The organism is Actinotalea sp. C106 (assembly GCF_023630195.1).
Lineage (GTDB): Bacteria > Actinomycetota > Actinomycetes > Actinomycetales > Cellulomonadaceae > Actinotalea.
Genome location: NZ_JALPKN010000116.1, coordinates 1 through 9538 on the forward strand (window position 1 = coordinate 1; position 9538 = coordinate 9538).

Annotated in this window: 9 protein-coding genes; 3 read left to right on the forward strand and 6 right to left on the reverse strand. The window is 73.6% G+C overall.

What is annotated here, in order from left to right; all coding sequences use genetic code 11:
• The 3 genes from L0B03_RS09390 to L0B03_RS09400 all read right to left on the reverse strand — a co-directional run.
• Positions 1-807 (reverse strand): hypothetical protein (locus L0B03_RS09390; protein ID WP_250445549.1); only part of this gene is annotated, 807 nt, incomplete at its 3' end.
• Between the two features lie 148 nt (positions 808-955).
• Positions 956-2581 (reverse strand): lipopolysaccharide biosynthesis protein, encoded by a 1626-nt coding sequence (locus L0B03_RS09395; protein WP_250445550.1) that lies wholly within the window; start codon positions 2579-2581, stop codon positions 956-958.
• A complete protein-coding gene (locus L0B03_RS09400; RefSeq protein ID WP_250445551.1) occupies positions 2578-3636 on the reverse strand; it encodes a hypothetical protein in 1059 nt (352 codons plus the stop codon). Before L0B03_RS09400 ends, L0B03_RS09395 begins: the two co-directional genes overlap by 4 nt.
• Positions 3637-3890: 254 nt before the next feature.
• On the opposite strand from L0B03_RS09400, the gene L0B03_RS09405 reads away from it, so the two are divergent.
• Together L0B03_RS09405 and L0B03_RS09410 are read left to right on the forward strand one after the other, a co-directional pair.
• Positions 3891-4877: a phosphoribosyltransferase gene (locus tag L0B03_RS09405; protein WP_250445552.1), complete on the forward strand. Its 987-nt coding sequence runs from the start codon at positions 3891-3893 to the stop codon at positions 4875-4877.
• A 169-nt stretch (positions 4878-5046) separates the two neighbouring features.
• Positions 5047-6684, forward strand: a complete 1638-nt coding sequence (locus L0B03_RS09410) for a hypothetical protein (protein WP_250445553.1) — start codon at positions 5047-5049, stop codon at positions 6682-6684.
• A 157-nt stretch (positions 6685-6841) separates the two neighbouring features.
• Here L0B03_RS09410 and L0B03_RS09415 read toward each other — a convergent pair whose 3' ends face one another.
• From L0B03_RS09415 to L0B03_RS09425, 3 genes are all read right to left on the reverse strand, one after another.
• Positions 6842-7111 (reverse strand): hypothetical protein, encoded by a 270-nt coding sequence (locus L0B03_RS09415; protein ID WP_250445554.1) that lies wholly within the window; start codon positions 7109-7111, stop codon positions 6842-6844.
• A gap of 193 nt (positions 7112-7304) precedes the next feature.
• Entirely contained in the window at positions 7305-7748 is a 444-nt protein-coding gene (locus L0B03_RS09420) for a hypothetical protein (RefSeq protein ID WP_250445555.1), read from the reverse strand.
• A 113-nt stretch (positions 7749-7861) separates the two neighbouring features.
• Positions 7862-8107: a hypothetical protein gene (locus L0B03_RS09425; protein WP_250445556.1), complete on the reverse strand. Its 246-nt coding sequence runs from the start codon at positions 8105-8107 to the stop codon at positions 7862-7864.
• A gap of 105 nt (positions 8108-8212) precedes the next feature.
• On the opposite strand from L0B03_RS09425, the gene L0B03_RS09430 reads away from it, so the two are divergent.
• On the forward strand, positions 8213-9538 hold a 1326-nt coding region (locus L0B03_RS09430), incomplete at its 3' end, for a thioredoxin domain-containing protein (RefSeq protein ID WP_250445557.1).

A 9538-nucleotide genomic window follows, 5' to 3' on the forward strand; every position in this document is an offset into this window, starting at 1 on the left:
CACCAGCCGTTCCTCGGCCGCGGCGAGGGCCTCGGCCATCTCGCTGCCGACCGTGGCGCGGGCGCCGGGGGCCGTGGCGACCGCCACCTGCTGGGGCACCGCCCCGTCGTGATGCAGCCGCAGGACCACCGACTCGAGCACGGCGGGGGTGCTGCGTCCGCGGCTCGCACCGTCGAAGACGGGCCAGGCGGCGAGCGAGCGCACGTCCCGTGCGCCGAGCACGCGCCGGTCGATCCGGTCCAGGAGGAGGGCGGCGCCCCACCCGAGCAGCAGACCCACCGCACCACCGACCCAGGGCGCTGCGCCGGCTACGCCCAGGCTCTCCTCGGCGTCGGACGGCTGGCTCAGGGCGACCAGGTTCCCGGTCGGCAGGTTGGGGGTCGGGCTCTCCTGCTCGACGAGCTCGCTCAGGGCGGTGAAGTAGTCCTCGACCGAGCTCTCGTCCCCGGCCTCGAAGGTCACGCGGATGACGTGGGTGCCGGCGAGGTGCACCGCCTCGGCGCCGTCGGCGACGTCCTCGCGCTCGAGTCCGGCGCCCTCCGAGACGGCGTCGATGAGGAGGTCGTCCTGCTCGAGGACGACCTCGTAGGTGCGGGCGAGCACTCCGGCGTCGTAGGCCGTCTCGGGCAGGTTCGTCACCGGCAGCGGCGGCTCACCCGGCAACGGGGCGGGCTGCGGCGGGGCGATCGGGACGATGTACTGCCCCTCAGCGGTCCATGTCGTCTCTGCGGTCTGCTCGGCAGCCCACGTGGCGGCGAGCCCGCAAGCCACCGCGACGACGAGCGCCACCGGCCAGAAGCGTCGCATGGGCGTCGTTCCGCGGGAGGGCTCTCCCCGTCGATCCGTCACGCGTCTCCACTCTCGGCCGTCGAAGCCATGTCGGTCGGGTGCGCCATGGGCTGCCGCCCGGGCGCTCGTCACCCCAAGCAAACCCGGTCTGAGCACGGAGCGCCACTCAGGGGGCAGAGCGCCGGTCCTCGGGCTCACGGTCGGCCCGGTCCTCGGGCTCACGGTCCGAGGGCTGCTGGCCCTCGGGCTGCTCGTCGGCGGGCTGCTGGGCCCGGGCCCGACGACCTCGTCCCTTCCGGGGCCACGCGGGACGCAACCGAGCCGGGACCGCAGCCGCGGCCTGCTGCACGGTGGGCCGGCACACCAGCATCGCGGCGCCCACGTACACCGCGCCGCCCAGCAGGACCGTGAGGGCGACGAAGGGCCACCCGTCGAGGTCCACCACCTGGTTGGTCACGAGCACCGCACCGACGGCCACGCCGGCCGCGAGCAGGACCAGCCAGGTCTGGGAGTAGGTGCGCCAGCCGATGCCGTCGAGGTGTCGGACGGCGATGGCCCGCACGGGCCACAGCAGCAGCACCCAGGCCGTGAGGGCCACGGCGACGGTGATCAGGCCGCGGTCGGCGAGGAGGATGATCAGGCCGATCTGGACGACGATCTCGACCGACATGATGGCGAGCTCGACCCCGGGCCGACCGGTCGCGAGGAACAGGGCGCGGTGGAACTCCCCCAGGCCGTACCCGATGGCGCGGAAGGCGAGGATCGCCGCGACCCCGGTGGCGGGCACCCACTGCTCGCCGAAGACCGCCGGCACCACGACGTCGCTCGTCATCGCGAGCACGACGAGGGAGGGGACCAGGACGAGACCACCGATCGCCATGCTGTTGCCGAGCGCCCGGCCCAGGCGTGGGGAGTCGTCCCGCAGCTTGGCGAACACCGGGTGCGCCACGCGGCCGAAGACCGCAGCCCCGAGGTCCATGATGACGTTGACCAGCCGGAGGGCCACGGTCCACAGACCGAGCACCGTGGTGCCCAGCAGCACGCCGATGAGCAGGGACTCGCCCTCGTCCCGCGAGTGCCGGAAGATCCGCACCAGCATCGTCTTGGACCCGAAGCCGAGCATCTCGCGCCCAGCGGCCCGCGAGAACGTCCAGGCGGGACGGAAGTCGCTCGTCCACCACAGGACCACGAACGAGACCACGCCGCGGACCAGGGTCTGACCGACCAGGGCCCACACCCCCGCCCCGGCGAGGGCCAGCCCGATCGCCACGACGACGGACAGCCCCGTCGCGAGCACCTGACGCACCGCGAGCTCCTTGAAGCGCAGCTCGCGCTGCAGCAGGCCCGCAGGCACGTTGGAGAGCGAGGCGATGAGCAGCGCCACGGCGAGGGCGGGCAGCACCTGGCCAAGCGCAGGGACGTCGAAGAGACCCGCCATGGCCGGGGCGGACAGGGCCAGCACCGGCGAGAGGATCAGGCCGATCGCCGCCGAGACGTAGAAGGCGGTGCTCGTCACGGCACGGTCCAGGGTGCGCCGCTGGACCAGGTAGGCGGTCAGGCCGCTGTCCGTGACGACGGTCAGCAGGGTGATGAAGACCATCGCCAGGGCGACGATCCCGAACTCCTCCGGGGAGAGCAGCCGACCGAGGATGACGAAGCCGACCAGCGTGCTGCCACGGACCATCCACTTCTCGGCAGCGGCCCACATCACACCGCTGGTGGCCTGCCCGCGCAGGGTCTGCGCCGCCGGGGCGGGCTGGGGTCCCTCAGGTCCGGAAGGGGACGCCGTCATGACTCCTGCTCGTCGGTGTAGCCGGGCGACACGTAACCGGTGCCTGCCACGCCCTCGGGCACGAACGGTCCCTCGGGGGGAGTCCCGACCTCGACCCCGGCCCAGGGGCCGTCCCGGCCGTCGTCCTCCCAGAGCACCGCGTCCCGGTCGTCGCCCCCGTCGGACGGGGAGACCCACACGTTCTCGAGGGTGATCGGCCAGTCCCGGTCGTCGCGCCACAGCAGGTAGCCGGCCTCGTCGGCGCCGGTCAGGTCGATGTTGCGCAGGTCGAAGCCCGCCGGCTCCTCCTGGTCGCCGAACTGCATGGGAAGAAGGAAGAAGCCCTGGTACTCGGTGGTCCCGCTGAGCCGGTCCACGCGCAGCTCGCTCGGCCCCGCCCAGGTCTGGATGACGTCCGCGTGGTGCTCCTCGGGCCCTTCACCGACGGTCTCGACGCGGATGTTCTGCAGCTGGACGACGGCGCCCTCGCGCTGGTCGAGGTTGATCCCCTCGGCCAGTGCCGGGCCGGTGATGAGCAGGCCCTCGACGTGCACCGTGCCCGTCTGGTCCTGCAGGAAGAGCCCGCGGGCGTCGGGCCCGCGCTCGCCCTCCTCGGTGATCCGGATCTCACCACCGACGAGCACCACGTTGCGCCCCCCGTTGATGGTGACGCCCCCGCTGACCTCGACCGGCTCGGGCATCTCGACCACGTAGTCCTGGTCGGGCTCCAGGCTCAGCGCCCGGTTCTCGGCCGTGACCTCGACCGTCTCGGGGTCCTCGAGCTCGGGCGGGGCCCAGGACAGCGCCGGGCCGGCCGCGGGCGCTTGCTCGCCGTCGTCCTCCTCCGTCGGGACGGGACCGGCCCCGGGGTCCGACGCGGGCCCCAGGACCAGGGCCAGCACCATACCCACCACGGCGAGGAGGGCGACCGTCGAGGCGAGGACCGCGGCGAGACGCCAGCGCCGGGCTGCACGCAGCGCCACGACCTCGCCGGCGGTCGGCGACGCGTCAGGAGAGGTGGTGGGGTGCTCCGGCGTCGCTGCCTCGGGCGGGTGGTCGGGGTGCGCTGAGGTCACGTAGGGGTCCTCCGTCGGCGGGCGGGCATCCAGGGGACTGGACCGTCTCGTGGCACGGGACAGCCCTCGGAACGTCGTCGGGATCGGACCAGGTTAACCGTCCCCGTCCCTCCCGGCACGTCAGGGTGCGGGAGGGGAGGGCGTGGGAGGCGTTCACCCGGATGGGCGAGCGACAGCCCCCCCCTGGTGGCGGGGCGCACCGGTCGCGGCTACGTTCGCGGGAACCCCTGTGCCCGACATGTGAAGGCCTGTCCATGGAGTTCCGCAGCATCCACCAGCTCAACGCGGACCTCGCGCGCTGGTCGGAGACCCTTCCGAGGGACATCGACCTCGTCGTCGGCATCCCGCGCAGCGGCATGCTCGCCGCCACGATGCTCGCCCTGCACCTGCACACGCCGCTGGCCGACGTCGACGGTCTCGTCGCAGGCCGGGTGCTCGGTGGCGGGGCGCGCCTCGGTCGCGACACGGACCCCTCCCAGATCGTCGTCGACGCCCGGAAGATCCTCGTCGTCGACGACAGCACCAACCGCGGCGGGGCGATCCGCGCGGCCAAGGCGCGTGTCGCCCCGGCACGGCACCTGGACGGGCGCCTCCTGTGGGGAGCGCCGTACGCGGCCGCCGGCGCAGCCGAGGGACTCCTGGACCACTGGTACGAGAAGGTCAGCCGCCCCCGGGTCTTCGAGTGGAACGTGCTGCACCACAGCGGGCTGGTGGACGCCTGCATGGACCTCGACGGCGTCCTGCTCGGCGTACCGACCAGCAGCCCGCTGCCCCACCACCCGCGGCTCGTCCCCGGGGCGCAGGTCGGCTGGCTCGTCACGCGCCGTCCCGAGGGGGAGCGGCCCGAGGTCGAGCGGTGGCTGACCGAGCACGGGGTGCGCTTCCGCCACCTCGTCATGGCCTCGGACGGCCCCAGCGGGCAGACCGGCCGCCCCGAGGGCCTGCCCCGACCCGACGCCCAGGGCAAGGCGGCCCTCTACACGAGGACCGACGCGTGGCTCTTCGTCGAGGAGGACCTCGACCAGGCACGCACGATCGCGGACGCCGCACGTCGCCCCGTCTACTGCGCCGGGGTGCGGGCGATGATCTACCCGGGGACCCCGCTCGGTGGCAGCCCCCGCCCCCTGGACACGGCGCGCTGGCGCTGGCACGAGGGGGTCCGGATGCAGCGCAAGCGAGCCAGCAGCTGGCGGCGGCGAGCCCAGGGGGTTTGGCGCTCCCGCACCCTCCCCTCGCGCTGAGCACGCCGGGCTTCCCGGGTTCCCCGGGCGCAGGCGGGCACCGAGGGGCACTGAGGACGCCGGGGCACTGATCGCCTCGGACCGCTCATGAGGGGTGCGCGTCCGCCGATCCACGGGGCACGACCTCCGGGTCGCCCGGATCCGCCCCCGCTCGTGAGGACCCGTCCCCGTGGCTCCCCCCACCCCGGCCCGCCGTCTCCACCGGCCCCTGACCCTGCTCGCGGCCCTGCTCCTCGCCGTGGCAGCCGTCAACCTGCCCGTCGCCGGTCTGCCAGCCACAGCGCTGCCGGGCACAGGCCTGCCTGCTTCTCCCCCGCCCGGCACCGTCGCGTCCACCGTCCCGGCAGTCACCACGACCGACGAGGCCCGACCTCGGCTCACGTGGCGGCCCCCAGCCCTGACCTCCCCCGAGGTCGTCAGGATCTCGGCCACCAACCGCGCGCTGCGGCTGGACGACTCCCGTGACTACGTGCTGCAGATGCCCTCGACGCCCCTGGAGGTCGAGGGAGGGCTGACCGTGTCGGGCGGCCGCAACGTCGTCCTCGTCGGCGGGACGATCTCCATCCCGGCCGGGGCCGAGCAGACCAACCACGCCCACCGCGGCCTCTTCCTCAAGAACCAGACGGGCACCGTGCACGTCGAGGGCCTGCTCATCACCGGGGTGGGCCTGGGCGAGGGGATCAACCTCGACCAGCGCGAGGGCGCCGTCGTGCAGCTGCAGAACGTGCGGGTCGAGACCACCCAGGGGTCCCTCGAGACGAACCACGCCGACGTGCTGCAGACCTGGGCCGGGCCGCGGGTGCTCCGCGTCGACCGCCTGTCCGCGGCGACCGAGTACCAGGGCTTCTTCCTGCTGCCCCAGCAGTTCGGCACGCAGGCCCAGCCCGAGGTCGTGGACCTGCGCCGGGTCGACCTGCGCGGCACGCCCGAGAGCGGGTACCTGCTGTGGCGGGATGACCTCGAGTGGCCGCTCACGGTGCAGGACGTGTGGGTGGCCCCGCGCAACCCGTCGAGCCGTGACAGCTTCCTGTGGCCCAAGGGCAGCGGTCCGGGCACCGAGGCGTGGCCCCAGGTCGACGTCGGCACGCCCCCCGGAGGGGAGTTCGTCCCGGCAGGACTCGCCGGCACCGGGTACACCTCGCCCGGCTACACCTCCGCGGGCACGGGCCTGCCGGGAGGAGGCGGGGGCACCCTCCCCAGCGAAGATGAGACGCCCGAACCTCCGCCCACCCCGCGGCTGCACGTGACCGCCCAGGTCACCGGCCCGACCACCATCCCCGCGGGCGAAGCCAGCTCGGTCGCGGTCACCTACACCGAGCACGGCCAGCCCGTGCCCTCCGCCACCCTCACCCTGCAGCGCCACCGCAACGGCACCTGGACCGACGCCGCCACCCTCCCCATCACCAACGGCCACGGCACCCGCCCCCTACGCCCCGGCACCACCACCACCACCTACCGCTGGCGCAACTACAACCACAGCTCCATCACCGCCCCCTTCACCATCACCGTCCAACCGCCCACCCCCCGGCTGCACGTCACCGCCCAGGTCACCGGGCCCACCACCATCCCCGCCGGCGGAGCCAGCTCGGTCGCGGTCACCTACACCGAGCACGGCCAGCCCGTGCCCTCCGCCACCCTCACCCTGCAGCGCCACCGCAACGGCACCTGGACCGACGCCGCCACCCTCCCCATCACCAACGGCCACGGCACCCGCCCCCTACGCCCCGGCACCACCACCACCACCTACCGCTGGCGCAACTACAACCACAGCTCCATCACCGCCCCCTTCACCATCACCGTCCGCTGAGGCTCACCGGCACCGCCCGCCGGGGCGCGACAAGGAGCCAGCGCGACGGCGAGCTGGCCCGACCGCAAGCCCGACCACGGCAGCCCTCGGCCGACAGCACGACGCCCGCCCCGCCGCGAACTGCGGCGAGACGGGCGTCGGGTGAAGCGGGAGCTGCTCAGGCCTGCATGGCCGAGAAGACGACGGCGCCCAGCACCATCCCGAGGATCGTCCCGGCGATGGCCACGCCGAGGGCGATCTTGCCCAGACGCTCCTTGCGGACGATCGCGACGACCGCGAGCACGATGCCCACGGGCCCCAGGACGATCGGCAGGAAGAGCACCGCGATACCGCCGAAGACGAAGGCGAGGATCGAGAAGATGTTCGACTGGTTCGTCGCCGGGGCGCCGGTGCTGGCGCTGGTCGAGGCTGCAGGATCGTAGGTCATACGGGGAGGCCCCCTCCGGTCTATGTCCGCCGGACCCGACGCCCGGCGCGTGCTGAGATGCTCCCAGCGACCGGCAGACCGCGCATCTCAGACACCCCGGACGGACCAGGGCAGCACCGCGCCTTCTTGGCAGCCGACGTGGGCGGGACGGTGCGCGTCGGCTGCCACCCGCAGGCCCGTGCCCGTCCCAGGCTTAGCTTCTCGCAGCGAACCGGCCCTCGGGGGGCAGGCCCCGAGCGTCGTCTTGGCCTGGGGGTCCGCAGGCGGACTCCCCGGCCAGGGCGCTGCCGCCGGGCCCGGTCAGGAAGTAGATCGCCCCACCGTCAGTGGTGAGCGCGGAGACCCCGCGGGCTTCTCCGATCGCGCGGTCGGCGACGGCGTAGCCGAGGTCCTCCCACATCTCGCGCACGACCAGTAGCGCGTCCTCGACGTCCTCGCGCGGGGGTCCGTCCAGCGTCTGCAGGAAGTACAGCTCGCCGACGCCTCCTCGTGGGCGGTCGCACTGTCGTGGGTCGTTGGTCCGCTCCTCGGGCTGCACGTCCATCTCGAGCCGTTCGGCTGTCTCGACCAGGACTGCGGTGAGATCGTCGCGGCTCTGCGCGCCGCTCACCTCGGGCTCGCCTGCGTCGCCCCTCATGGCGCTCACCGTCAGCACGATCCCGATCACCAGGAGCAGGACCCCACCCATCAGCAGTGCGAACGTACCGAGAGGGGGCCGCGCCCCCGCGCGCGGGTCGCGCCCGGTGCCAGTCACTTCGCCCACATCCGATCTCCCGCTCCGAAGGTGTGGCCCACGGTGACAGCGTCGGGATGACCGGTGACGACCGAGACCATGGTCCACAGGCTCTCCGAGGAGGCCTTGTCGTCGTCCGCGTGCCCGGTGACCTCGATGGCCTGCCCGCCGAGGGTGTGCTGCCCTCCGTCGGTCTGGAACGGTACGGCACCGAACGACGCCGCGGCCGGGCCAGCGCCTCCGAAGCGGTCCAGGTCGGCCAAGCCCTGGCCGAGATGCCGAGATGCCGGGGCCGACCCGGCCGTACCCCCTGGACAGCCCCGCCGGGCCCGATCGCACGCTGGACGGAGAGGGGCCACAGTGGGTTGATGCCGAACCATCTCGCCCGCAGCACCAGCCCCTACCTGCAGCAGCACGCCCACAACCCCGTCGACTGGGTCGAGTGGGGCGACGAGGCCTTCGCGAGCGCCCGCGAGCGCGACGTCCCCGTGCTGATCTCGGTGGGCTACTCGGCGTGCCACTGGTGCCACGTCATGGCCCACGAGTCCTTCGAGGACCCGACCGTCGCCGCCTTCATGAACGCGCACTTCGTCAACGTCAAGGTGGACCGCGAGGAACGGCCCGACGTCGACGCCGTCTACATGGAGGCCACCCAGGCGATGACCGGGCACGGCGGCTGGCCGATGACCGTCTTCACCACCCCCGAGGGTGAGCCGTTCTACTGCGGGACCTACTTCCCGCCGACGCCGGTGCAGGGGATGCCCTCGTTCACCCAGGTGCTCACGACGATGGCCGACGCGTGGAGAACGCGCCGGCCCGAGGTCACCCAGAGCGCGACCGCGATCCGGGAGGCCCTGGCGGGCCGCGAGCGCGCCGTCGGGGAGGCGACCGCGCTGGCTGGTCCCACGGGTGACGCAGAGACAGGTGCCGGGCTCGAGGCGGTCTTGGGCCGGGCGGAGGCCTCGATCGCCCAGAGCTACGACGCCGAGCGCGGCGGGTTCGGGGCCGCCCCGAAGTTCCCGCCGTCGATGGTGCTCGCGTGGCTGCTGCGTCGAGCCGCCCGCCGGCCGGACGAGCCGGGCGAGGCCTTCGCCATGGCGCGGCACACCCTGGAGGCGATGGCCCGCGGGGGGATCTACGACCAGCTGGGCGGCGGCTTCGCGCGCTACTCGGTCGACGCGGCCTGGGTCGTGCCCCACTTCGAGAAGATGCTCTACGACAACGCCCTGCTGCTCCGGGCGTACGTGCACTGGTGGCGGGCCGAGACCGACGAGCAGGCCCGGTCCTTCGCCGCCCGCGTCGTCACCGAGACCGCCGACTGGATGGTGCGCGAGCTGCGCACCCCTGAGGGTGGCTTCGCGTCGGCCCTGGACGCCGACAGCCCGGACGCCGACGGCGTCTCGCGGGAGGGCGCGTTCTTCGTGTGGACCCCGGCCCAGCTCCGCGAGGCCCTCGGCGCCGAGGACGCGGCCTGGGCCGCCGGCCTCCTCGGGGTGACCGAGGCCGGGACCTTCGAGCACGGGGCGTCGGTCCTGCAGCGACTGACCGAGCCGACCAAGGCCCCGGGGGGCAGCCGGACCGCAGACCCCGCGAACCTCGACGACCCGGAGGCCGTGGCACGGTTCGACGGCGTGCGCCGCCGCCTCCTCGCCGCCCGCGACCAGCGCCCCCGACCGGCGCGGGACGACAAGGTC